This is a genomic window from Paenarthrobacter sp. YIM B13468 (assembly GCF_042788025.1).
Lineage (GTDB): Bacteria > Actinomycetota > Actinomycetes > Actinomycetales > Micrococcaceae > Arthrobacter > Arthrobacter aromaticivorans.
The window spans coordinates 1-24,474 of the sequence record NZ_JBHZPI010000039.1 but is presented as its reverse complement, the minus strand read 5'-3'; the positions used below and the strand labels follow the sequence as shown (position 1 = coordinate 24,474).

Genomic DNA, 24,474 nt, shown 5'->3' with positions numbered 1-24,474 from the left:
GACCGTCACCCGGACTGACGATGTCTGTGATGCCTTGAATAATTGTCAAACACCTCCAGGGATGTCGTCCCAGGATGACGGAATCTGCCGCGAAGAACCGTTGCTAGATCTTCCAAAGCTGCCTCCAGCATCCGTCCGGCAAACTGGAGTTCCCGGTTCTCACTCGCTTTGGCTCCCGACGCGAGGTGATGGGCATACACGACAGTGGCCGGCAGGGATCCCCTGGGCTCGACTTCATGGAAGTAATAGGTTTCGTGGAAAGAGAGCATGTCCACGCTTACGGACGCGACGCTTCTGGCCAGCGATTCGAGCAGTCCCGCGGCATGGCGCGGATCCATTGAAGATGCGCCGGCAGGGCCTGCAGCTTCCCTGAACAGGTTCAGTTGGTGGGCAAGAGCCCGACGGCGGTTCAGGGCAGGGTACATCTGAAGGATCCAAGAGACCGTGGCCGTCAGCAACCCGAAACCCGTGACTGCCTCGGAGGCAGAGACCAGCCTGAGCAGAGGACTGCCTGCCACTACGTCTCCGAATCCCACCGTGGAAAGCGTGACCATCGAGACGTAGACCGCTTCGAAGAAATCGCTCTGCTGCGGCACCCCGGCTTCGTAAACGAAACCCTCCGGCAGATGCGGTAGGTAGAGCAGGGCCCAGCCTACGACTACCAGGGCTGCCCAAGCGCCGATAACTGCAGCCATTGCCACGGGAGCTGCCAACGAAGAGGCCCGTCCCCTGATTCGTTTGGAAAGAAGCCAGAATCCGCGCATTATCATCCTGCTCACCGGCCCCGAACCGTGCGGATAAAGTAGCGTGTGGAAGACGTCGACGAGCATGAGCAGAATCAGCCCGGCTCCCAACACGGTCCACAACACGTCCCCGAAGTCCATGCCTCATCATAGATTCCTCCCGGCTCAGCGGCGGTGCTGTGTGCCGCCGGACCGCGCTGATCCTCGCGATCGGCCCGGTCTGCAGAGACCATTTCTCTACGGCGGTCTCGCGTGCGGAAAGGGCACCGACCCTCTACCAGGGGAATATCAGGGCTTTGCTTCAGATTTCTCCCGAGCGGGCCAGATCGAGTCTTTCCGGGGAGCATGGAGGACGTAAAGAAAAACCCCGCCCTTTCCCTTTTGTTGCTGGGAAAGACGGGGTTTTCGCTGGTGGCTCCGACCGGCGTCGATCCGGTGACCTTTCGATTTTCAGTCGAACGCTCTACCAACTGAGCTACAGAGCCTAGGTGACAAGTCACCTTGAGAACCGAAATTACTTCCGGCGCTCAGAGCGACCCTGACGGGACTTGAACCCGCGACCTCCGCCGTGACAGGGCGGCGCGCTAACCAACTGCGCTACAGGGCCTTGCGTTTGCAGTATCTCTACCGCGTTTTTTTCAAGGCTTCTAGCTTACCAGACTTTTTTCATCCGATTTACCACTTGCCTTGCGTACCCCCAACGGGATTCGAACCCGTGCCGCCGCCGTGAAAGGGCGGTGTCCTAGGCCGCTAGACGATGGGGGCCTGAACTCAATTCGGATTATGCGAGGAAAAACAACACTTTATGCGTTCTTTTCGGTTCTCACCCGTCCGAACTGGACTCTAAAACTTTAGAGCATAGATAGCGATATTCCCAAATCGAGGTTTGGACGCCCCTCAAAGGGAGGTTACCGGACGTGCTCAAGGAGGTCGCCAACCTGGCAGTCGAGCGCCTCGCAGATGGCCGTGAGCGTAGAGAAGCGGATGGCCTTGGCCCGGTCGTTTTTGAGGACGGATAGGTTGACGAGGCTCACCCCAACGCGACGGCTGAGCTCCGTCAGTGTCATCCCGCGGAGCTCCAGCAACTCGTCCAGCTTGCAGTGAATGGCAGTTATTTCTTCGGCAGGCATCAGACAAGGCCTTCGGTGTCGCGCTGTAGGCGTCGTCCAAACTGGAAGACGCCCGCAAGCAACACCAACGCTCCACCAGCCACCAAATGTGCAGGGTTGAACTCGGAAAGGTAGAGCAACGTTTCCCCGGCCCTTGCCGGCGCGGCTCCAAGCTCTTCTGCCAGCCGGTTCTTGGCGGTGGAATCCAGAATCTGGGCTGCGCTTCCCGAAATTGCCAGGAGCATGCCGGCGGACCCAACGATGACGGCAGTGCGCGGGCCGAACAGCATGCTGCTCGTAAGTCGATAGGCCAGCAGAACCAGGAGCAAAACGACGCAGAGGACGGCCACCAGATTCATGGCTGCCGACCAACCCAGGAGTGAAGCCTCATATTCAGGAAGGCCGGGGACGCTTACCTGCACTTGCGAGACGCGGGCAACAGCACCGAGATCCAGCGCTTCCGACTCCCGAGTGGAGGGGTCAAGGGGCAGCCGCAGGACCACCTCTCCGGAGCCATTGCTGATGATCGTCGAGGCTGTTGAAACCGAAGCGGCAATGGCCACCGCCACAGAGACGACAATGAGTACGGCCGAATCCACTCTCGAGAGCACACTCACGCGCGCCAACGAATCAATGATCTTTCTTTTTGAACCCACGATTCCCCCAATGGTTATCGACATTCGTTAATATCGAACATCGATAAGATAACTCCGCAGACCACGCGGCGTCAAACATTGGCAGCTTATTGCCGTGACGCGTCCGAAAACCGCCAGCCGAGCCAGCCTCCCCGGCACTAGATTGGCTCTATGACAACCACCACCCCGGCCGAACCCGGCCAGCCGTCCCCGGGCATGCAACCGCGCAACACCCCCGCGCCTGCAGCGCCCATCAGCAAACTCGGCATCGCCGCCGTCGTCGTCACCGTAGTCCTGTGGGCTTCAGCGTTCGTCGGCATCCGCGCTGTGGGCCCAAGCTTCTCCCCCGGTTCCTTGACGCTCGGACGGTTGGCGGTTGCCGCCGTCGTTCTTGGAATTGTGGTGCTGCCTACCCTGAAAGTCTGGCCGCGGGGCAAGGAATGGTGGCCCATTGTGGCGTACGGGGTGATGTGGTTCGGCGGTTACAACGTGGCGCTGAACGCCGCGGAGCACATGCTCGACGCCGGTACCAGCGCCATGCTGATCAACGTCTCGCCCATCCTCATTGCAGTCCTCGCCGGAGTGGTCCTTAAGGAAGGCTTCCCGCGGTGGTTGCTGATCGGGAGCGCCGTTGCGTTCGGTGGCGTGGCGATGATCGCCCTCGGTTCGGGACAGCGTTCGACGGCGGATGTCGCCGGGGTGTTGTTGTGCTTGCTTGCCGCCGTGCTCGCCTCTGTCAGCGCGATCCTCCAGAAACCGGTCCTGCGGAAGTTTACTGCCGGGCAAGCCACGTGGTTCGGCATCATGGTGGGCGCTGTTTGCTGCCTCCCGTGGACAGGGCAATTGATCGCGGAAGTCCAGTCAGCGCCGCTGCCGGCCACACTCGGCTTGGTCTATCTGGGCATCTTTCCTACGGCCATCGCCTTCACAACGTGGGCGTACGCGCTGTCCCTGATTTCGGCCGGCAAATTGGCGGCCACGACGTACCTTGTCCCAGGCACCACTATCCTCATCTCCTGGGCTGTGCTTCAGGAAGTCCCAACGATCTGGGGACTGATCGGCGGCGTGGTGTGCTTGATCGGCGTGGCCCTGACTCGGCGCACGCCAAGGGTTGCCCGGCGCACGCCAGAGGTTGCTGCCGCGCGGACCTCGAAGGTTGCACGGCGGACAGCCAAGTGAGCTAGCGGGCCATACCCGCAAGGAGTTCTCGGTGGGTGGGCGGATTGGCACCCGGACGGCCGACAGTAATGGAAGCTGCCATGGATGCCGTGGTGCCGATCCGCTCCAGGACCGTGGGCGCCAGGCCGTCGCTGCCACGCAGGAGCAGGCCCATAATGAGTGCCGACATGTATGAATCCCCGGCGCCGATGGTGTCGGCCACGTTCGAGGGAATGGCGGGGACGGTGAGTTGTATGTGCCGGGTGGCCATGAGCGAACCACTGGAGCCCTGGGTCACTACTGCGAGCCCAGTGCCCAATGCCAGGAGGTGGTTCGCAGTGTCCTCAAACTCCTTGCCCGGGTATAGCCAACGGGCGTCGTGGGCGCTCATTTTCACGACGTCCGTCAATGGTACCAACTCCTCGAAAAGGGAAAGTGCCTCGTGGTGGCTGCCGAGGAGATCGACGCGGATGTTGGGATCGTAAGTAATCATGCAGCCGCCCTGCGCCTGTTCCAACAGGCTCCGGACAACGCTGGCCCCAGGTTCAAGGAATGTTGCGATCGAACCTGTGTGCAGGATTCTTGGGGCATACGGCAGCGCGAGCGGAGCAAGTGCCCAATCAATCTCGAACGTGTACTCAGCCGAACCGTCCGCAGCGATCCGGGCGGTGGCTGTCGCCGTCTTGCCCAGCGACTTTGATCCCGGCAGCAGTACCACGCCCGCGCCCTGAAGGTGCGCGGCAATGGCGTCGCCCCGCTGGTCCCGTCCGATGGCGGTCAGCAGGCCCGCCTTCACGTCCAGGCGCCCGAGCCCGTAGGCAACGTTGGCCGGTGAGCCTCCGGGATATTCGATCTGCCCATCGGACGACTCCACGATGTCGATGAGCGCCTCGCCTACCACGACGACGTCGAGGGGCTCAGATGCGGAGGTAGGAGTGGCGGTCATGCGGTTCCTGTTCGTTCGTTGGTGAGATGCGGAGGCTTGCCTACGGAATGCCGTTCGACGAGCTCGCATTCGAACAGTTCAGCATGATCTGGGGACGGTGCACCAGCGAGCATCACCTCCAGGGCGTCAATGTTCCTTGTTGGGACTAGAGTCGGATCATGTCCGCGAATCTCCCTCCCGGCCTGCCCATCGTTCCCGACGGCGATCTCCCGTCCTCTCCGCTTCCGGAGCGGACGGCAGTGCATAGCCCAATCGAGCATGCCCCCACTGGATTGGCCGGAGTTGACGCGGACTTTCCTGCCGCACCGTTCCAAATGTCGCCGGAGGAGTTCGAAGAAGCTGTGAGCGACGCTTTGCAGCTGATCCCGCCCAAAGCTGCCAGCGCCATGGACAACGTGGCGATCTTCATCGAGGACGACTACACCCCGCGCCCAGATGAAGATCCGGACACCGTGTTACTTGGTTTGTACGAGGGCGTGCCGTTGACCGAACGCGACTCCTGGTGGGAAGCGGGCTCATTGCCGGATCGGATCACTATTTTCCGGCAACCCATCCTGGACATCTGCGCCACCCGCGAGGAAGTCATCGACGAAGTGGCCATAACGGTGATCCACGAGATCGCCCACCACTTCGGAATTGACGACGACCGCCTGCATGAGCTCGGCTGGGGCTAGCCTTGTAAGCATGGGGCACGATCACAACCACTCCCACGGAGTAACGGCAACCGGCAAACATCGCAAACGGCTGATTGCCGTCCTGGCCATCACCTTGGGTGTGGTGGGCATCCAGGTAGCTGGCGCACTCATCTCCGGATCGCTGGCGCTGCTGGCCGATGCAGGCCACATGCTGTCCGACGCTGCAGGCGTATTCATCGCGTTGATGGCGGCCTGGATCGCGACCCGCCCGGCGAGCGATCAACGGACTTACGGATATCAACGGGCCGAGGTCCTCGCGGCCTTGGCTAACGCCCTTGTACTCATCGTCATCGCAGTCGTCATCATGATCGAGGCCGTCCGCCGCTTTGGGGAGTCGCCGGAAATCCATACGGACGTCATGCTGTGGGCGGCGATCCTGGGCGCCGTAGCCAACCTCATTTCGCTGATGATCCTGCAGGGGGCCCAAAAAGAAAGCCTCAACGTCCGCGGGGCCTACCTTGAGGTGCTTGGCGATCTTCTCGGCTCGATCGCCGTTATCGTGGCAGCCATCGTCATCATGACCACGGGCTTCACTGCCGCCGACCCCATTGCCTCTGTCCTGATCGCCCTCATGATCATCCCCCGCGCCTGGCACCTGCTCCGCGATGTTGTGGACGTACTTCTGGAAGCTACCCCCAAGGGCGTTGACGTAAACATGATCCGCGAGCACATCCTTGCCGTGGACGGCGTAGTGGAGGCCCACGACATCCACATCTGGACCATCACTTCCGGGGTGCCCGTGTTCTCCGCCCATGTTGTTGTGGAAGACGAGGTCCTTAACGCCAGCGGCGCAGACAGCATCCTGGACCAGCTCGGATCCTGCTTGGGGCGCCATTTCGACACCGAGCACTGCACCTTCCAGCTGGAACCTGTCAGCCACTCCGAGCACGAGTCACACCAGCACGCCTAGCCGGGCGCGTCACCTGGTGTCGTAGTTACCGTTCCTGCTGCTCCATCCACCGTGATGATCTGGCCTGAGCTGATCCGCAGGGTTGCATCGGGCACGCCCACCACCGCCGGTATGCCGTATTCGCGGGCCACCACGGCGCCGTGGGAGTTGGGACCGCCCATTTCCATGACAAGGCCGCCCGCGGTGAGGAACAGGGGCGTCCAGCCGGGGTCGGTGGAGGGCGCCACGAGGATTTCCCCAGGTTCCAGATGGGCGCCAACGGGGTCCAGGATGACCCGCGCCGGGGCTGTGATGACGCCCGCCGACGCCGGACTGCCGGAGAGGGCTCCGGGAGAAGCTGGACTGCCACCTGCAGCAGTCGCTTCGGGTTCCGTCCCGTCTGAGAGCAATACCCGCGGAATATGCCGACGCCTCAGTTCCTGCGCGTAGTCTGCGCGGCGATCTGCCACGAGTTGGTGGAGCTTGTTGCCGGCCAAGGCGGTTTCTACTTCGTTGAGGTCAAGGAAGAAGACATCCTCGGCAAGTTCAATCCGCCCTGCCTCTGCCAGTTCTGCTCCGACCAGCGATAGTTGTTCCCTTGCCGAAGCCAAGCCGAGGACGAGGTTGTACTTGGGCAGCTCCCGCATTCCGGCAAACCTGCGCGTACGGTCCAACGCTGTACGGACCAGCTTGGCGTGGAGTGGACTCTTGGCCCTTGCCCGCGCAACCAACCTGGCAACCTGTTCATCTGCCTCCCGGGCAGCTTTCGCGAACTGCTGGTCGGGTGCGTCAGAGGTGTGCTCGAGCCGCAGATAGTTGACCACTACGCCAAGTATGTGGGTTGGGTCATCCGACCATCGGGGCATGCCGAGGTCGATCTCAGCCACAGCCCGGTGCCCATATTTGCGCAGGAAAGCTTCAAGCCCGGATTGGGCAACTGCTGGAAGTTCCCTGCCCTTGAACTGCTGAACGAGTTCCTCGAGTGTGCGATAACCCAGGAACGCCAAGGCCTCCGGGTCTTCCCTGATTTCCCTTGCAAGCTGCCACAGTGCAATGTCCATCTCGGTGGTGACATTGTTGGGCAGCCCGCGAATCACCGTTTGGAGTTGGTCCAAGGGAGCTTGCTCACCCAGCACTTTCCGGACGAGCCCAAGCATCGCAAAGCCCAGAACGGGAAGGGGCAGGACTTGGGGCACCGTTGCGAATACTTCCTCCCCAAGGATTCTCTGTACGTGGGCGATCCGCTGATGGGCGGTAATACCCTCCGGCACCCTGAGTGCCTGATGGAGCTCCGCCCCGAGCTGCTCTTGGCGCTTCATTGCGGCCTCGGGACGGAAAAGACCCCGGAGTACCGTCTCTGGAACACGGTATTTAGCGGCAACGGGCGCAACGTGCCTGATGAGTCTTATCGGAGTTTTGATGGCGACGGCGAACCGGGGGTCATCGAAAAGGCCACGAATCACCGCCGCAGAACGGGCCTCCATGATGTCAAAGATGCGCGGCACAATGGCCCGGCCCACCTTGCTGCGGAGCACGGATGTGAAGTCGAAGAAGATCCTCTGCCCGGCCTCATAGTAGGGCGATGGTCCCGAGCGTGGATCGGGGACATCGAAAGCCGCCCTGCGGGCAACGCTGGAGGCAATCAGGCGGATACCCGCCAGACCCATGGGCGTCAGAGGCCTGGTGAGGCCTTGGGCGAGACTGAAGTTCAGGAACGCGTGCGCGCCGGGAGTCGCCGGCACTCGCGAGGTCAGCGGATAGAGGGTAGTGATGGGTCTTGCCTGCGTGAGCCACAATTTCCCGGACGAATCGATCGCCCATTCTGTGTCCTGCGGGGCTCCATAGTGGGCTTCGACGCGCCTCCCCAGATCGGCCAGCGCACGGATCTGGTCATCGCTGAGGCACGGCTGTACAGAGTAGTTTTCGGTTGCCGCGGCATGGTTTTCGGTTGCCGCGGTATGACCGGCCCGCTCAATTCGTTCGGTGCCACCACCGGCAAGCGATCGGATCTCTACCTGCCGGTCACCAAGTGTCCGTTTCAGGATGGCGTTGCTCTGCGTATCAACTACGTACTGATCGGGATTAACGGCGCCTGACACTACGGCTTCGCCCAGGCCAGGGCTGGCATCGATCACAGCTTCACGCCGCCGCCCCGTAACCGGGTTGGCCGTGAACATCACACCGGCCGTCGCGGAATCCACCATCTCCTGGACAACGACGGCCAGCGTCACCGTGGCATGGCCAATACCGTTGGTTGTCCTGTAGCTCACTGCCCGGTCCGTCCAGAGCGATGCCCAACAGCGGCTTACAGCGTCCAGGACTGCGTCTTCTCCGACCACGTTCAGGAAAGTGTCCTGCTGCCCGGCAAAACTGGCGAAGGGCAAGTCCTCGGCCGTGGCTGAGGACCTCACTGCGACGGGGGCAGCGTCTCCCAACTTCCGATACGCCGCCCGTACCGACTCAGCGACGTCGGTGGGAACTCCGGCGTCGAGCACCAAGGACCTTGCCCGGGCGGCGAGCCTATTCAGTTCGTCAAGGTCAGAAGCTCCGGCGTCTTGCAGAAGTGCGAAGATCTCCTCCATACCAATCGCTGAAAGGGCGTACCGGTAAGCGGACGTTGTGAGGCAAAAGCCTGGGGGCACTGGAAGGTGGGCGGCATTCAACTCGCCGAGATTGGCGGCCTTGCCACCTACCTCGGGGAGCATGTCCGCCCGGATGTCCGCGATGTCCCGAATGAACACTTGGCCGTTTACATCCGGGCCCGTGCTGTCTTCCTGCCTATGCTTCCCATACTGCTGGTTATCCATGGACGGTGTGCGCCATGGCCCTAAGCCGCGCCGAGCATGGGTCCGAATTTTGGCCGGTCTGCCAGCCGCGGATCCTCGCGGTCCGGAACAACGAGGACCGGGCCCTTGGCGTGATGGAGCACCCCATCAGAGGTGGATCCAAGGAGCATGCCCGCGAAACCACCCCGGCCACGCGTACCCAGGACAACGAGCTCCACGCCCCGGCTGGCCTCAACCAACACGTCGACTGGTGAGCCGTCCCTGAGGTCTGTTTCCACAGACAGCTGCGGGAAGTGGCTGCGGAGCCAGGCGACACCTGCATCCAATTGGACTTTGATGTCCGCGAACAGGGCATCGCGGTCCAACGGTGCCGGCACCCACGCCAATGAACCGCTGTACTGCGGGACTGCGCAAATGACGCGCAGTTTGGCGCCCATGCGCTGGGCTTGTTCGGCTGCCTCAAGGACAGCGACTCGGGCCTGCTCCGAACCGTCCACACCAACGGCGACGACGTTTTCCACGGTGCGGGGCCCTGACTTGGCGTGCTCAGCCTTGATGTGCTTGTCCTCGGTGTTCTCGCCCAAACGGTCTGCGCAATACAGCGGGACCGTTACGGTGGGGCATTTTGCGTGGGCCGGCAAGGCGCTGCTGACCGAGCCCAGGAGACGCCCGACAAAGCCACCACGGCCACGGCTGCCGAACACCAGAAGGGCAGCGTCCGCGGAGAGGTCAAGGAGGACACCCGCGGCATCACCATTCTCCACTGAAGCGTCGACGTCGATGTTGTAACTGGAGACCTTATCCATGGCCTGCTTGACGATTGCTTCCGCGCCCTCGCGGATCACGGAATCGTCCACAGTGGCGTATCCGCCGTCGAGGCCGGAGGCTGCGAAGATCGGCACCGAATAAGCCGTGACTATATGCAGGGGAAGTTGGCGCCGGTCCGCCTCACGCGCAGCCCATACAAGGGCGCATTGACCGTGCTCGGAACCATCCACTCCGACGACGATTCCGCCAGGCGCCACAGCCTGGTCCTCGCCGTCCCGCGGTTCTTCAACGTGTCTGCCGTGCTGGTCCATGGGGCCCGCCTCTCCACCTACTGCTTGATGTTCCGGCCATTCTGCCAGAGGTTCTCCGTACCGGTGTTCCCTTGCTGGTGTGCAACCAAATAGCCAGGGCGAAGAACCCGTGGGGTTCTCCTTCCAATGCCCACTATTCTCGGTTGGCAATGCCGAATCAAGGCGACTATCGGGTATGTGGATAACGGTCCGGGCTCGGTTTTTGGCACGCTCTCCGTCCTTCAGGTTGCGCTGCGGATGAACATCCAAAACACGCTGTCGCGGAGGCTATCCATGGCAGAAAAAGTTCGGTAGTGTTCGAGTCACCGAATGGCCGGCAAAAGTGTCCCAGGACACAACCCGGCCATTTATTTGCGGCCGCTTGGGGAACTCGGACGCGATCCCACGCGCTGCCGAAAGGCACACACGTCAAGGAGGAACCCAAGCAGTGTCACTCACTCCTGATTCCGTCACGGAACGGACTACTACCGTAGTGATCGGCACCGGTCTCTCCGGCTTGGCTGTTGCCAGCGAACTCAGCCGCTATGGCGTAGGTTCCATCGTGCTGGATGGCTTTGGTACTTTATCGGCCACCGGACCAGCGGTGCACACAGGAATGATCCAGCGCTGCGACGTAGCTGACCCCGCGGCAATGCAGGAACGCAACGAAATCCTGCGCCATTTGCGCAACTACGCCGCCAGCCATCACTTGGATGTCCGCACCACCACACGCGCTGTTCGTCTTGACTTCCTCGGTGGCGACTCGTCCTCGCAGCTGGGATACGGACCCGTCGCAAGCCTGAACACGGCCAGTCTGAAGGCTGGGCTGAGCGTCTACGGCCCCCTTGAATCCACCCCGCGGCAATGGGCCGTGCATACAGCCAGCGGAGTTCTCCTGGCCGACCACATCGTGGTGACGCGCTGCGCGCAGAGCCAGCTGCGCCGAATGCTTGCCGACCTGGGAATCGCCATAGGCCAGAACTTCGCGGCCGCCATGCGTGCCGTCGGGATGCACTTGGTGGGCGTAGGGGAACTTATTACGCCCACGCCCAAGGAAGTACTGCGGCAAGCCAAGGCAGTGGGGCAAGCGATCTCATCCAAGGTGGCCCTCCCAGCCGGGCCAGGCATCGCCCTTGCCTAGAACTCCTAGGACTAGAACCTTGGACTAGAACCTTGGACTAGAACCCTTGGCCTGGAATTCTGGCCCGGAACCGGAACGTGGAAATGGTCGAGCCAACCGAAGCCTGTTCCTGAAACGAACAAAAATTAACTCAGAAGGCCGGTACCTCCGAAGACGTGAGTCCTCGAAGGCACCGGCCTTTGAGTTGGAGCGTGAAGCTTAGGCGCCAGCGCGTACGTACGTGATGGGGCCGGTTGCGGTGAGCCAGCTGATCGGGTGGATGCCCGTCTGGTTGCCGTTGATGCCACCGCTGATAGCCTGGCCGTTGCCGATGTAGATGGCTACGTGGCCGGACTGGACGATCATGTCACCGGGCTGGGGGTCGCTGACAACCTTGCCGTAGTTCAGGAACTGCATGGGTGCGAGGTCCCCAACCGGGATGCCTGCGGAGCCGAGGGCCCTTTCCACCATGGCGGTGCAATCCTGCATGATGCCGATCTGGGCATAAGCCGAGGCGACCATGGCAGCGTTGACGCCACCAACAGCCGGAGCTGCAGCGGGAGCAGCCGCAACAGGAGCGGTAGCCGTAGTGGTTGCAGATGCCTGGACGGTGGTCGTTGCCGCGGCCTTCTTAGCAACCGGAGCCGGAGCAACGGGAGCCGGCTTTTCAATGACGGGAGCCGCCACGGAAGCAACCGCGGGGCGCTCGAAGTTAATCGTGGCCGTGGATGCGGCCGTAACAACCTTGGTGGGACCCTCAGTTACGGTCTCGGCGACAGTAGCGGGGCTGGAGTCGCGCTGGACAGGGGTCTCTGCTGCGTGGGCAGCAATGGAGCCCGTCAGGACGAGGCCTGAAGCTGCTGCGATGACAGCGGCCTGGCGACCTGCGCCAGATGCGTTGCTGGCAACAGCCTTGGAGATGGAGATGAACGGATTAGGACGTACGCTGTCCGCCTTACGACGGCCGCGAAGAATGCGTGAAGACATGAAAGAGCCTCTCCCGATGCCTGCGAGGTTAGCTGTCGGATTCGGATGGGAGTCACCCGGCCACTATCCCCCGCTGTGCAGCGGAAGCTTCGTGACTTCACCCCAAGGCGCGCTCTGAAAGCGGGCCAAAATGGGTTCCCCGTCTCTGCCGTAGGTTTGTCTGCGAACGGATTCCGGACTGCGGCAGAGCTAGGCAATCAGGCCGGAAATGCCCATTACGTGGAACAGGCACAGGTACAACCGTACGGGAAGATCACCCCAAAGTCACATTTACGTAACGAGCAGTTCGTTTTTGGCGTGTCGCGGTGACCGTTTCGAGATCTTCGCAAGTATGTAGAAAACCCTGCTATTCCGGGGAATTTTCGCCATCCGGCTCGCTGGGAGCCGCGAGCTTCTTCCGCGCGGTAACGGCGAGGAAGATCACAAGAGCGATCGCCACCACAGCGAGGCCAACGATGCTCCAGGGGAAGGGTTGGGAAGCTGCCGGAGCCGGCTCAGTATTTTCCGTACCGGGAGCGGCTGTGCCCGCCGTCGGAACAACCGCCGAAGCCGAAGGGGAGGCACCTGCTGAGCCGCCCGCCGTCGTCGTGCCTGTCCCGGAAGCTGTGAACTTGAAGGTTCCCTCGATTGGGTGGGAGTCTGAACTGACCACGCGCCACACCACCGTGTATTCGCCGGCAGGAGCACCCGGACGCAGCTTCTGAACAGCCATGTTGTCGATGATTTCCACTGCGCCATCTGCCCAGTTTTCGCCCCCAGCGGTGACAGTCACGCCCGAACCGATGGCAAGTGGCCGGTTGTTGAACGTGATGGATACCGACGCCGGCACTTCAGCCACCCGGGCACCGTTGGCCGGAGTTGTTGATTCGGCGACGTCGTGCGCGGAGGCCGGGGCCGCGCCAAACAGCAACGCGGAAGCGAAAGCGATAGCGGCTACGACGGCCGCCAGAAGCGGGCGGATGGTACGCATGGGGCGGTTTCTCCTAGTGTTGGCTTCCTTACAGACTAGGCGAATCGTTCCAGCAGCCCACATTGGCGGGCATAGGATTTGAGAGCAAACTCCCCCGATCCCCGGAGACCTTCATGCTTAAACAAGGTTCTGCAATCGACCGCTACTTCAAGATCTCCGAGCGCGGGTCCACATACTCGCGGGAAATTCGCGGCGGCTTCGCAACCTTCTTCGCCATGAGCTACATCGTGGTGCTGAACCCGCTGATCCTCTCCGGGGCAGACTCGAGCGGAGCATCACTCGGCTTCACGGCCGTAGCGGCAACCACTGCCTTCGTAGCGGGCATCCTCACCATCCTCATGGGCGCCTGGGCCAAGCACCCCTTCGCCGTGGCAACTGGCCTGGGAGTGAACGCATTCGTCGCCGTGACGGTTGCCTCCCACCCGGGGCTGACATGGCCGGACATGATGGGGCTGGTGGTGCTTTCGGGTCTCACCATGCTCATCTTGGTACTGACTGGATTCCGCACAGCCGTTTTCAGGGCCGTCCCGGAAGCGCTCAAGACGGCGATCGTAGTAGGGATTGGCCTCTTCATCGCCTTGATCGGGCTGGTCAACGCTGGTTTCGTCCGACGCATCCCGGATGCCGCCGGCACCACGGTCCCGCTCGGCCTTGGCGTGGATGGCAAGCTGATGGGCTGGCCAACGTTGGTGTTCGCCGTCGGCCTGGTCCTGACCATCGCGTTGGTGGTGCGAAAGGTCCGCGGGGCAATCCTGATCGGCATCGTGGTGTCCACGGCCCTGGCCGCCATCCTTGAATTCACCCTTCATATTGGTCCCAGCTTCGACGGTAAGAACGTCAACCCGCGCGGTTGGTCACTGGTGGCTCCCAAGCTTTCCGAATGGGGCGCGCCGGACCTCTCCCTGATCGGCAAAGCCAACCCCTTCGGAGCCTTTGAACACCTCGGATTTGTGGCTGCTGCGCTGTTGGCGTTCGTGATCCTCCTCAGCATCTTCTTCGACGCCATGGGCACCATGGTGGGCCTGGCCAACGAGGCAGGAACGGTGGACGAGCACGGCAACATTCCCAATGTGGACCGCGTCCTGCAGGTTGATGCCCTGGGCGCAATCGTCGGTGGCGGTGCCTCCGTTTCGTCCAACCAGATCTTCGTTGAGTCGGGCGCGGGTATTGGCGAGGGTGCCCGCACCGGGCTGGCCTCCATTGTCACGGGCCTGCTCTTCCTGGTGGCCATGTTCTTCACGCCGCTCATTAACCTGGTTCCGTTCGAAGCCGTGGCGCCTGCGCTTGTGGTGGTGGGCTTCATGATGGTGTCCCAGGTTGGCAAGATCGACTGGCAGGACTGGGGCGTTGGCATTCCTGCGTTCCTGACGATCGCCCTGATGCCATTCACGTACTCCATTGCCAACGGCCTCGGCGCAGGCTTCATCTCCTACGTCCTGATCCGCACTTTCCAGGGCCGGGCACGTGAAGTCCACCCCCTGATGTGGGCAGTGGCAGCCGCCTTCCTGCTGTTCTTCGGCATCGGAACTGTGGAGGAGTGGTTGGGCATCAAGTAGCGATGTCCGGCATCTCAGACACCGCAACACGCTGTAGCTGTTTTTTGGAACGCAGGTGGGGTGTGCTTAAAGCATGGCCCCAAACACGAGCACAAACCCCTCCGTAGACGTCCTTCCCACGCCATGGACCGGCCGCTTTGACGGCGACGGCGACGAACATCGCCGCTGGTGGCAGGCCGTAGCACCCCTTACTTCCTCTGCCGCCGCTGGTGCCTCGCGTCCCGCCGTCGTGCTGGGTTTCTGCAGCGACGCCGGAGTGCGGCGTAACAAAGGTCGCGTGGGTGCCGCCGCGGCTCCGGCCGCCATCCGCTCGGCGCTGGGTCCGCTGGCTTTCCACCTGGACCGTGACGTGTTCGACGCCGGCGACGTAGTTGTGGAGGACGACTCACTGGAAGAAGGCCAACAGCGCGCCGGACGCGCCATTTCGGAACTGCTCGACGCCGGAAACCTCACCGTGGTGCTGGGCGGCGGCCACGAGACCGCATTTGCCAGTTACCTGGGGGTTGCCGGATCCAATGCGGTGCGCAGCGGAAAGCGCTTGGGTGTCTTGAACCTGGATGCCCACTTTGACCTGCGCGATGAGCCAACCCCCAGCTCCGGCACCCCGTTCCTCCAGATGGCCCAGGAAGAAACCGCCGCTGGACGCGAACTGCAGTACGCCGTCGTCGGAATCTCGGAGCCCAACAACACCCGCACGCTCTTTGACACCGCTGACCGGCTGGGCGTGAAGTATTTGCTGGACGAGGACTGCTCCGCGGAACGCGTCGAGACGTTCGTAGCCGACTTCGTGGCTGGAATCGATGTGCTGTACCTGACGATCGACCTGGACGTACTGCCTGCGTCGGTGGCACCGGGTGTCAGTGCCCCCGCGGCCTATGGGGTGCCGCTTGCCGTGATCAATGGCGTTTGCCGCCAAGTGGCTGCGAGCGGGACGCTGCTGCACTTGGACATTGCCGAATTGAACCCGGAGTTCGATATTGATGGACGAACCGCGAAAGTGGCAGCACGGCTGGTAAACACGCTCTTGGCGTAGGGCCCTGTTCTTAGACGCCGCCCTCCGTTTAGCCTTTGTGGAGGGAAGGACGGCGATGGGCGCAACTCCTGTGCAGGACAAGTGGGCCTGGGTGGCCGGACCCGTCGCTGTCGCTTTGGGTCTTGCCGCACACGTCATTTCCGGTGGGGGTGCCCCGGCGATGCCCGTCCTGCTGGCCCTTGTTGCCCTCTCTGCCCTGGCCGCGCAACTGATTGCCCGCTGGATTCACGGGCCCATCCTGTTGCTGCTGCTGTCCGGAGTGGCCCAGCAGTTGCTGTTCTTCGGTTTCGAAGCCTTGGGTGGCTCGTTTCCCGGCGCCGGATTCCTTGACCATCTGCACGGGCAGCCCCAGCAACCAGTGGCCGTTCCTGCGGACAGCCAGCCGGGTTCAGGGGAAGTGCATGCTGCTGACCTGATGCTCTACACCCACGCAGCGGCCGCCATTCTCACTCTGCTGGTGGCTGCGGGCGTTTCGAGGCTGGCCCGGCGGGGGCATGACCAAGGGCAACGTTCCGCAGCTCTTCCGTAGTCGGTCCTCCGCGAGACGGCAGTTAATGGCAATGTTTTGTTCAGACACTGTCAGCAACTGCCATGTCGCGGGAGTGCCATCCCGCGGCCTTTAAGCGATCATGAAATGAGGCGCATGGACTTTGCCGACCGCAGCAGCACGGCCGCTCCTTTGCGCAGCGGAGGCGCAGCGACATGGCACCAATTACGGAGCCGGCGGACGGATTCCTGACCGACTACTACGAGCACGTCACGGACGACGACGTCCGCAGCTACACGCCCGAAACCTTGTTGGAACGGGCACGCTATCACCGCTCGTTGGCAGAACGCCGCGAACCTGGACAAGCAGTCATTGGGGTCCTCAACGAAACAGATACCAGCTTGGTGGCAATCGTCACCGATGACATGCCCTACCTCCTTCCCTCCGTAACAGCCGAGATCTCTCGTGACACCGCTTCCATCCGGCTTCTGGTGCACCCCACTTTCAGCATCACGCGGGACCCCGCCACCCACCGCCTGATCGATATCCGCAGGGGGCCTCACCGCGCGGGGCTGCCCACCGGCGTCGAACGTTCCGAGGATCATACGCGGGCGACGGCGGCACCTGGCCTTTCGGCGGACGGGCACGACGACGGGCCACTCACGGAGGCGTGGATAGCGATCGAGATCCCCCGGATTCCGGACAACGCGAGCGCGGAGCTACTGGTGGGCAGGTTGAACAAGGTCTTGGGTGATGTCCGGGCCGCGGCCGAGGACGCCGATGCCATCCACGAGGAACTGGTAAACGAAATCGGTGTGCTGGAGGGGCCAGCCGCAAAAGACCCGACGGCGCGTGAAGCGCAGGAGCTGCTGCGGTGGCTGGACGACGGGAACTTTGTGTTTCTGGGATTTCGCGGGCGTCGCGGGCTCGGGCTCCTCCGTGATGGGGCCGGTCCTGCGGCGCCAGACGAAGTTCCCGGCAAGGTGCTCACGCTCACCAAGTCCACGCTTCGTTCAACGGTCCTTCGCCGTGCCTACCTCGACGAGATCAGCATTACTACTGCGGTCGGGAACGGCACCAGCACCAGCGGGTGCACTTTTGTTGGCCTCTTCTCCCCCAGTTCAACAGCTCGCTTGGCGCAGCAGATTCCGGTCATCCGGGACACAGTGGAGGAAGTGCTACGGGCCTTCGGCTACCCGGCGTCGTCGCATCACGCCAAGGAGCTCCTTGCCGTGTTGGAGGCGTATCCGCGGGACGAACTGTTCCATATTGATGCCGAGCAGCTGGCCATCCGTGCGCGCGAGATCCTCCGGCTCCAGGAACGCCATAGCACCCGGCTCTTTCTACGTCCGGACTCCTTCGGCCGGTTCATGACAGTACTGGTTTTCCTCCCCAGGTACAGGTACAGCACGGCAGTCAGGCTCAACATCGAGCGCGAGTTGCGCGAGGCGTTCGGTTCGGACGCCATAGAGTTCGAGCTTCGGTTGGGCGAATCCGCCATGGCTCGGGTGTTCTTCCGGATCCTCTTGCCACAGGAACCCTCGCGGCACCAAGGTGCTCCGGCGGTGGTGGACGCAGCAGCCCTTGAGCAGAGGATCATCGCCGCTACGAGGTCCTGGGCGCAAGGCCTGGACGAGGCCCTCCAAACGAGGTACCCACGGGAGGAATCGGCGAGGTTGTCCAGGCAGTGGGCGACCGCGTTTCCGGCCAGCTATAAGGCCGATTATGAGGTGGAGGACGCAGTTGAGGACATTGCCAGGTTCGAAAGCTTTCCGGGAGTTCCAGCCGAGCCAGGTTCCGCAGGTGAAGCAGATCCCCTCCTCACTGTTTACCAACGTCCCGGCACGGCAGTCCTCAGTGAGGATGCCCGGATCCGGCTTTACTTAACGCGCCCGCAGAGCCTGACTGAGATCCTCCCGTTCTTCCATAACCTGGGCTTGAAGGTCCTGGACCAGCGGCCTTTCGACGTTCAGCGTGCCGACGGGCGGCAGTTCTTCCTGTATGACCTCGGCCTGAAATATCCGCGAGGGGTTGACCCTGTGGGCACTGGCGATCTGCTGGCCGGTGCGTTCTGTGCCGCGATGCGCGGTGACGCCGAGTCGGACGCTTTGGACGCATTGGTCATCAAGGAGGGCATCGACTGGCGGGGGGTTGCCATCCTGCGCGCGTATGCCAAGTACCTGCGGCAACTCGGGAGCACCAACTCCTATGGCTTCATCGCTGACACACTCCGCGGAAACGCCATGGCCACCCATGCCCTGCTTGAATTGTTCGAAGCGAAATTCAATCCTGACCGCTTCGCTCCGGACTTGTTTGATCCGGAACTCCTCAATTCCGGTCACGAGGAGCAGAGCCTGGCCAGGGGCGATCTGTTCGAAGAGGGAAGCAGCGAACTGAGCCACAGGACGCAGGCCGTTCATAGAGCCCGGACCAACCTGATGGAAGCCATCGACGCCGTCCCTGTCCTGGACGCCGACAGGTTGCTGCGCTCCCTGGCAAGCCTGGTAGACGCCACGCTGCGCACGAACTTCTATCTCAACAAGCCCTTCATCAGCTTCAAACTCAACCCTGCCAGCATCCCGGCTGCCCCTGCACCCCGCCCGAAATTCGAGATCTGGGTCTATTCGCCGCGCGTTGAGGGCGTGCATCTGCGTTTCGGTCCGATAGCCCGCGGTGGCCTTCGGTGGTCGGACAGGAGGGAAGACTTCCGGACGGAAATCCTGGGGCTCGTGAAAGCCCAGACGGTCAAGAACGCCGTGATTGTTCCCACTGGAGCAAAGGGCGGGTTCTTCCCCAAACGACTCCCCGACCCCGCAGAGGACCGTGCGGCCTGGCTCGCGGAAGGCCAGGAAAGCTACCGGACATTCATCCGCGGATTGCTGGATATCACGGACAACCTGGTACCGGATCCCGACGGCGGAAGCAGCGGCCGCGTACTCGCGCCGCCCCGGGTGGTGCGGCACGATGCCGACGACTACTACCTCGTTGTGGCCGCCGACAAGGGAACGGCAACCTTCTCGGACATCGCCAATGCCGTTGCCGGAGAGTACGGCTTCTGGTTGGGCGACGCCTTCGCTTCCGGGGGCTCAGTGGGTTATGACCACAAGCAGATGGGGATCACGGCCCGGGGTGCCTGGGAATCCGTGCGGCACCACTTCAGTGAACTCCTGATCGATTGCCGTGTTGAGGATTTCACGGTAGTTGGCATCGGAGACATGAGCGGAGATGTCTTTGGCAACGGCATGCTCCTCTCCCACCACATCAAGCTCGTGGCCGCCTTCGATCACCGGCACATTTTCCTGGACCCTACGCCCGACCCCGAGGTCTCTTACGCCGAGCGGGAACGGCTCTTCAAACTGCCGCGCTCCTCCTGGGCCGATTATGACCGCACCAAACTGAGCGAGGGCGGCGGCGTCTTTGCCCGGACGGAAAAATCCATCCTGCTCACGGAACAAATCCGCCTCGCTTTGGGGTTGGATGAAGGCACCGATGCGAATGGCCAGCTGGCAATGAGCCCTCATGAGCTTCTCCGCGCAGTTCTCACTGCCCCGGTGGACCTCCTGTACAACGGGGGAATCGGCACCTATATCAAGGCATCCACGGAGTCCCATGCCGATGTGGGAGACAAATCAAACGACGCCATCCGGGTCAATGCCGAGGATCTGCGCGCGCACATCATCGCCGAGGGCGGCAATCTTGGAGTAACGCAGCGCGGCCGGATCGAAGCAGCTTTGGCAGGCGTTCTGGTCAATACCGACGCGATCGATAATTCAGCTGGGGTGGATTGTTCGGACCACGAAGTGAATATCAAGATCTTCCTTGACCGGATGATCTCCGCAGGCAGGATGTCTACGGCAGAAAGAACCGGATTCCTGCACTCGCTCCAAGACGAGGTTGGACGGCTCGTCCTCAAAACCAACGATGACCAGAACGTCCTGCTCCTCAATGACAAGCAATTGGCGCTGAAATGGAGTCCCAGCTTTGAACGGACCATGGATTGGCTCGAGTCAGTCACAGATCTGGACAGGGAACTCGAATACCTTCCCAGCAACGCCGAACTTCAGGCGCGGGTCCTGACCGGCAAGGGACTGACCACTCCGGAACTCGCCGTGTTGGCCGCCTACGCCAAGATCGAACTCGCCCGCGAACTCACAGAGGGCGGTTTGGCCGATGATCCCTGGTTTTCTCAAACCCTTCGAGCCTATTTCCCCAAGCAAGTCTCACAGCGGTTCGGCGAACACCTCTCCACGCATCCCCTGCGCAGGGAGATCGTAGCCACGGTGGTGGCCAACGACATGATCAACATGGGCGGCATAGCCTTCGCCTTCCGCGCGATGGAGGAAACCACGGTTTCTGCCTCCGCAGTTGCCCGCGGGTTCGTGGTGATGCGGAAAATCTGGGACTTTGACGCCGTCACGGGCGCCATCGCCCAATTGCCGCCGAGCACTCCCCGTGAGCATGGGGCCGCCGTTGCCCTGGACATGCGGCGATTGCTGGACCGGTCAGTCCGCTGGTACGTGACCCACGATTTCCGCGACAAGCCGATTGCCGATGCCTTGGCCCGGCTTGAGCAGCCTATGTCCTTGATGCGGGCGAATTTCACGAGCTTCCTTCATGGAATCAACCTTGCCCACTCGCAGAAACGAATAGCCCATACGGACTCGGTGGGCCTACCCCACGATCTGGGCATAAGGGCCTCCGAACTCTTGGTCAGCTACGGCTTGCTCGACATTTCCGCTATCGCAGAAGAACTTCAAGAGCCAGTGGAGGCAGTGGCTGAGGTGTACTTCGCAGTCTTCGAACGGATCTCGGCCATCCCCCTGTTGGAACACATCACCATGCTCCCGAGGGACACCCACTGGGAGTCGCTGGCACGTGCGGCTTTGCGTGATGACATGTACCTTGTGCTCGCGGACATGACCAAAGCGGTAGTGCGGCATACTCCCCGGATCTCTGGTGCCGTGACTGCCACTACGTCCGATCCAGTGGAGCGAATCATGGACTGGGAACGTGGAAACATCGAACAACTGGCCCGCGTCCAAGAGACCATCAAGGAGGCCATAAGGCCAGGTCCGGTGGACATTGCAGCGCTCTCTGTGGCCGTAAAACTGCTTCGCGCCATGGTGCGGAGATGAGTCGCCGGTCACCAATACTGCCGGTCATCTTACAAATTTAGCGTCAAACGTCCTATGATTGACGGGTCGCCCTCGCATGCGGCAAGTAATAGGAGGCACCCAAATGACCGCTGCAATGACTGCAGAACGCGAAATTCGCCTGTCCTTTTCCAAGGCAGACGAGATCCACGACGGACTTGAGCGCGCCGTGGATGCTTTGATCAAGAATGCAGCAGCAGATGCCAATTGCGGCATTCTGGTGACCCGGCACGAGCCCGGCACCTACACAGTGGCCCTGGACGAATCCGTTCCCTTCGGTCAGACCCACGAAGTGCTCGCTGCCTGATTGCCAATGCTGGCAGCATCCAAGCCAGCGAACAAAAACCGGGGCCCGTTCCTCTTCCGTATCTACTACCCGCGGAAAGGGAACGAGCCCCGGTTCTGTTTAAGCTGCACTCACCCAAGGCTGCGCTCACCCAAGTAGGTCGCAATTGTGCGCGTTTTGAGCGGTCTAAACGCGCACTAATGCGACTCAGTTGGGTGGGGTTACGCGCGGCGGAGGGTCACGCCGTCGGACTTCATGAACAGTTCCTTGCCTTCCTCGGTGACGCCGGGCCCCGAGTGTTCAAGCCACACCACATTTCCGCTGCCGGAGACTTCCTCGATCAGCCCGGCGGCGATCACGTGGGCGTACTTGACTACCTCCACGCGCTCGCCAACCTTGAGTTGCCTCCAGTCCGAAACCGTAACTGAGTGTGCGTTTCGTCTGGAGAGGACTGCTCCACGTGCCTTCATTGAACTTCTACCCCTTTGTGGATGTTCGCTGTTGTGTATTGAGTTATGAACGGTTGACCGTCAAGCCCACAACACCGTTGTTGTGGACGTGACGTACACCATAAGTTCTACTACATTTGCCGCGCCCCGGCCCCTGCGTTGCGAACAAAGACCGGGGCGTGACAAATATGCCCATGAAATGAGCGTTTTATTCGACGTCAGGCCAAAATCCCGACGGCGGATTCGGCGGCCGCACGGACCGCACCGGAGCCTACCAGGCGGTCAGCCGCTTCGAGTTCGGGCGACAGGAACCGATCGGTTCCCGGTCCCTGGACCACTTCGCGAAGCACCTCGAGCACAGCTGTACCGGCCGGGCCCGGGGTCAGTTCGCCGTCGGACATCTGCGTGCGCATGTCGATAGCGCGGGCGCTGGTGACCAGCTCCACAGCCAGGACACGGCGGAGATTCTCCACGGCCTTGCGAAGCTTCCGGGCAGCATGCCAACCCATGGACACGTGGTCTTCCTGCATTGCGGAGCTCGGGATGGAGTCCACCGATGCCGGCACGGCCAGGCGCTTGTTGTCCGAAACCAGACCGGCCTGCGTGTACTGGGCGATCATGAGGCCGGAATCGACGCCGGGATCCCCTGCGAGGAAGGCAGGGAGACCGTGGGAGCGGGCCGGGTCCAGCATGCGGTCCGTACGGCGCTCGGCGATGGAGCTGAGGTCCGCGACGGCGATCGCAAGGAAGTCCAGGACATAAGCCACGGGCGCACCGTGGAAGTTGCCGTTGGACGTGACGCGGCCGTCCGGCAGGACAACGGGGTTGTCGATCGCGGCGGCCAGTTCGCGGGAAGCGACCAGTGCAGCGTGGTCCACCGTGTCGCGGACAGCGCCGGCAACCTGAGGGGCGCAACGCAGCGAGTAGGCGTCCTGGACCTTGGTGTCGTTGATCCGGTGGGAAGCGACGATGGGCGAGTTGGACAGCACGCGCAGCATGTTGTCCGCGCTGGCAGCCTGCCCGGGGTGCGGACGCAGGGCAGCGTGGAGTTCCGGAAGGAACACCTGGTCGGTGCCAAGCAGGGCCTCGACGCTGAGCGCCGCGGTGACGTCCGCCGTCGCGAGCAACAAACGGATGTCGGCGATGGCCATCAGCAGCATGCCGAGCATGCCTTCGGTGCCGTTGACGAGGGCCAGGCCCTCCTTTTCCGCCAGCGTGACCGGCTCGATGCCGTGCTGCGCGAGCAGCTCAGCGACCGTCTGCTTACCGGGCACACCGTAGAGTTCGCCGTCGGGACCGGTTGCTTCGCCTTCGCCCATCAGCACCAGGGCGCAGTGGGACAGCGGCGCGAGGTCGCCGGAGCAGCCGAGGGAACCGAACTCGCGGACCAGCGGGGTAATGCCTGCATTGAGGACATCCACCATGGTCTGCAGGACCACGGGACGGACACCCGTGCGGCCGGAGGCGAGGGTCTTGGCGCGGAGGAACATAATGCCGCGGACCACTTCGCGTTCCACCGCCGGACCCATGCCCGCTGCGTGGCTGCGGATAAGCGACTTCTGCAGCTGCGTACGGAGGTCATTGGGGATGTGGCGGTTGGCCAACGCCCCGAATCCCGTGGAAATACCGTAGGCGGGGATGTCGCTGGTGGCGAGGCTATCGATGTGTGCGCGGACCTTGGCGACGTTGTCCAGGGCGTCCTGGGAAATGGTCACCTTGGCATCGTGGCGTGCGACGGCGACGACGTCTTCCGGGGTCACACCACTGGAGCCGAGGGTAACGGTGAGGGGTTCGTGGGTTGTAAGAGTCACTTGTGTTGCCTACTTCTCGTTCATGGGGATGCGGACGCCGCGTTCGTTGGCGACTTCGACGGCGCGGTCGTAGCCGGCGTCGACGTGGCGGATGACGCCCATGCCGGGGTCGTTGGTCAGGAGCCGTTCGAGTTTCTCCGCGGCGAGGTCGGTGCCGTCGGCGACGGAAACCTGCCCGGCGTGCAGGGACCGGCCGATCCCGACACCGCCGCCGTGGTGGATCGACACCCACGTAGCGCCCGAGGAGGTGTTGATCAGGGCGTTCAGCAGCGGCCAGTCAGCAATCGCATCGGACCCGTCAGCCATGGCCTCGGTCTCACGGTACGGAGACGCCACGGAACCGGAATCCAGGTGGTCACGGCCGATCACGATCGGGGCCTTGACCTTGCCCTCGGCGACGAGCTGGTTGAACAACAGCCCGGCCTTGGCGCGTTCGCCGTACCCGAGCCAGCAAATACGTGCCGGCAGGCCCTCGAACTCCACCCGGTCCGCAGCGGCGTCAAGCCACTTGTGCAGGTGCGTGTTCTCCGGGAACAGTTCCTTGATCGCCGCATCGGTCACGGCAATGTCTTCCGGGTCCCCGGACAGCGCCACCCAGCGGAA

The 24,474-nt window shown here is 62.3% G+C and carries 19 protein-coding genes, 3 tRNA genes, 1 pseudogene and 1 riboswitch; of the genes and pseudogenes, 9 read left to right on the top strand and 14 right to left on the bottom strand.

The features are described from left to right. Window positions 1–5: 5 nt before the first annotated feature. The 6 genes from ACFX4T_RS24730 to ACFX4T_RS24705 form a co-directional block, all read right to left on the bottom strand. On the bottom strand, window positions 6–884 hold the full coding sequence (locus tag ACFX4T_RS24730) for a potassium channel family protein (protein ID WP_223947693.1): 879 nt from the start codon (window positions 882–884) through the stop codon (window positions 6–8). A 268-nt stretch (window positions 885–1,152) separates the two neighbouring features. After that, a tRNA-Phe gene (locus ACFX4T_RS24725) sits at window positions 1,153–1,228 on the bottom strand. A 48-nt stretch (window positions 1,229–1,276) separates the two neighbouring features. After that, window positions 1,277–1,350: transfer RNA gene (locus ACFX4T_RS24720), tRNA-Asp, on the bottom strand. Window positions 1,351–1,435: 85 nt separating this feature from the next. Continuing rightward, a tRNA-Glu gene (locus ACFX4T_RS24715) sits at window positions 1,436–1,508 on the bottom strand. Between the two features lie 143 nt (window positions 1,509–1,651). After that, on the bottom strand, window positions 1,652–1,873 hold the full coding sequence (locus tag ACFX4T_RS24710) for a helix-turn-helix transcriptional regulator (protein WP_223947692.1): 222 nt from the start codon (window positions 1,871–1,873) through the stop codon (window positions 1,652–1,654). Next, window positions 1,873–2,508, bottom strand: coding sequence for a hypothetical protein (locus tag ACFX4T_RS24705; protein WP_377654989.1), 636 nt, complete (start codon window positions 2,506–2,508; stop codon window positions 1,873–1,875). The genes ACFX4T_RS24710 and ACFX4T_RS24705 overlap by 1 nt, the downstream gene beginning before the upstream one ends. Before the next feature lie 150 nt (window positions 2,509–2,658). Between ACFX4T_RS24705 and ACFX4T_RS24700 the strand changes: the two genes are divergently transcribed. After that, window positions 2,659–3,666 carry a DMT family transporter gene (locus ACFX4T_RS24700; protein WP_223947690.1) on the top strand — a complete coding sequence of 336 codons (1,008 nt, stop codon included), beginning with the start codon at window positions 2,659–2,661 and terminating at the stop codon, window positions 3,664–3,666. A gap of 1 nt (window position 3,667) precedes the next feature. Here the strand turns inward: ACFX4T_RS24700 and ACFX4T_RS24695 are convergent, their stop codons facing one another. Next, window positions 3,668–4,591 carry a carbohydrate kinase gene (locus ACFX4T_RS24695; RefSeq protein WP_223947689.1) on the bottom strand — a complete coding sequence of 308 codons (924 nt, stop codon included), beginning with the start codon at window positions 4,589–4,591 and terminating at the stop codon, window positions 3,668–3,670. Window positions 4,592–4,749: 158 nt separating this feature from the next. On the opposite strand from ACFX4T_RS24695, the gene ACFX4T_RS24690 reads away from it, so the two are divergent. After that, a complete protein-coding gene (locus tag ACFX4T_RS24690) occupies window positions 4,750–5,265 on the top strand; it encodes a metallopeptidase family protein (RefSeq protein ID WP_216922330.1) in 516 nt (171 codons plus the stop codon). Between the two features lie 10 nt (window positions 5,266–5,275). Continuing rightward, window positions 5,276–6,196, top strand: a complete 921-nt coding sequence (locus tag ACFX4T_RS24685) for a cation diffusion facilitator family transporter (RefSeq protein ID WP_377654986.1) — start codon at window positions 5,276–5,278, stop codon at window positions 6,194–6,196. On the opposite strand, the gene ACFX4T_RS24680 is transcribed toward ACFX4T_RS24685, so the two are convergent. Together ACFX4T_RS24680 and ACFX4T_RS24675 are read right to left on the bottom strand one after the other, a co-directional pair. After that, window positions 6,193–8,982 (bottom strand): PEP/pyruvate-binding domain-containing protein, encoded by a 2,790-nt coding sequence (locus tag ACFX4T_RS24680; RefSeq protein WP_377654984.1) that lies wholly within the window; start codon window positions 8,980–8,982, stop codon window positions 6,193–6,195. The two genes, ACFX4T_RS24685 and ACFX4T_RS24680, sit on opposite strands and share 4 nt — an antisense overlap. Before the next feature lie 20 nt (window positions 8,983–9,002). After that, complete coding sequence (locus tag ACFX4T_RS24675) at window positions 9,003–10,040, bottom strand: universal stress protein (RefSeq protein WP_216922335.1); 1,038 nt, start codon at window positions 10,038–10,040, stop codon at window positions 9,003–9,005. A gap of 427 nt (window positions 10,041–10,467) precedes the next feature. Here ACFX4T_RS24675 and ACFX4T_RS24670 point away from each other — a divergent pair, with 427 nt between their 5' ends. Next, window positions 10,468–11,160: an FAD-binding protein gene (locus ACFX4T_RS24670; protein ID WP_377654982.1), complete on the top strand. Its 693-nt coding sequence runs from the start codon at window positions 10,468–10,470 to the stop codon at window positions 11,158–11,160. A gap of 198 nt (window positions 11,161–11,358) precedes the next feature. Here the strand turns inward: ACFX4T_RS24670 and ACFX4T_RS24665 are convergent, their stop codons facing one another. Further along, window positions 11,359–12,126: an NlpC/P60 family protein gene (locus ACFX4T_RS24665; protein ID WP_216922340.1), complete on the bottom strand. Its 768-nt coding sequence runs from the start codon at window positions 12,124–12,126 to the stop codon at window positions 11,359–11,361. Between the two features lie 3 nt (window positions 12,127–12,129). Next, window positions 12,130–12,322: riboswitch (cyclic di-AMP (ydaO/yuaA leader) on the bottom strand. Window positions 12,323–12,472: 150 nt separating this feature from the next. Further along, entirely contained in the window at window positions 12,473–13,096 is a 624-nt protein-coding gene (locus ACFX4T_RS24660) for a copper resistance CopC family protein (protein ID WP_223947685.1), read from the bottom strand. Between the two features lie 113 nt (window positions 13,097–13,209). Here ACFX4T_RS24660 and ACFX4T_RS24655 point away from each other — a divergent pair, with 113 nt between their 5' ends. The 5 genes from ACFX4T_RS24655 (at window position 13,210) to ACFX4T_RS24635 (ending at window position 21,632) form a co-directional block, all read left to right on the top strand. Further along, a complete protein-coding gene (locus ACFX4T_RS24655; protein WP_216922344.1) occupies window positions 13,210–14,652 on the top strand; it encodes an NCS2 family permease in 1,443 nt (480 codons plus the stop codon). A gap of 73 nt (window positions 14,653–14,725) precedes the next feature. Beyond that, a complete protein-coding gene (gene hutG / locus ACFX4T_RS24650; RefSeq protein ID WP_377654977.1) occupies window positions 14,726–15,685 on the top strand; it encodes a formimidoylglutamase in 960 nt (319 codons plus the stop codon). A gap of 55 nt (window positions 15,686–15,740) precedes the next feature. Further along, window positions 15,741–16,214 carry a hypothetical protein gene (locus ACFX4T_RS24645; protein ID WP_377654974.1) on the top strand — a complete coding sequence of 158 codons (474 nt, stop codon included), beginning with the start codon at window positions 15,741–15,743 and terminating at the stop codon, window positions 16,212–16,214. 173 nt (window positions 16,215–16,387) lie between these two features. Continuing rightward, complete coding sequence (locus tag ACFX4T_RS24640) at window positions 16,388–21,307, top strand: NAD-glutamate dehydrogenase (RefSeq protein ID WP_377654972.1); 4,920 nt, start codon at window positions 16,388–16,390, stop codon at window positions 21,305–21,307. 103 nt (window positions 21,308–21,410) lie between these two features. Beyond that, the gene (locus ACFX4T_RS24635; RefSeq protein WP_216922352.1) at window positions 21,411–21,632 is read left to right on the top strand and encodes a hypothetical protein; all 222 of its coding nucleotides are present in this window, start codon (window positions 21,411–21,413) and stop codon (window positions 21,630–21,632) included. A 200-nt stretch (window positions 21,633–21,832) separates the two neighbouring features. On the opposite strand, the gene ACFX4T_RS24630 is transcribed toward ACFX4T_RS24635, so the two are convergent. The 3 genes and pseudogenes from ACFX4T_RS24630 to ACFX4T_RS24620 all read right to left on the bottom strand — a co-directional run. Then, window positions 21,833–22,081, bottom strand: a complete 249-nt coding sequence (locus tag ACFX4T_RS24630) for a hypothetical protein (protein ID WP_216922354.1) — start codon at window positions 22,079–22,081, stop codon at window positions 21,833–21,835. Between the two features lie 197 nt (window positions 22,082–22,278). Beyond that, window positions 22,279–23,871, bottom strand: a complete 1,593-nt coding sequence (hutH, locus tag ACFX4T_RS24625) for a histidine ammonia-lyase (RefSeq protein WP_216922356.1) — start codon at window positions 23,869–23,871, stop codon at window positions 22,279–22,281. A gap of 9 nt (window positions 23,872–23,880) precedes the next feature. Then, window positions 23,881–24,474 (bottom strand): annotated as a pseudogene (locus tag ACFX4T_RS24620) (urocanate hydratase); the annotation flags it as partial.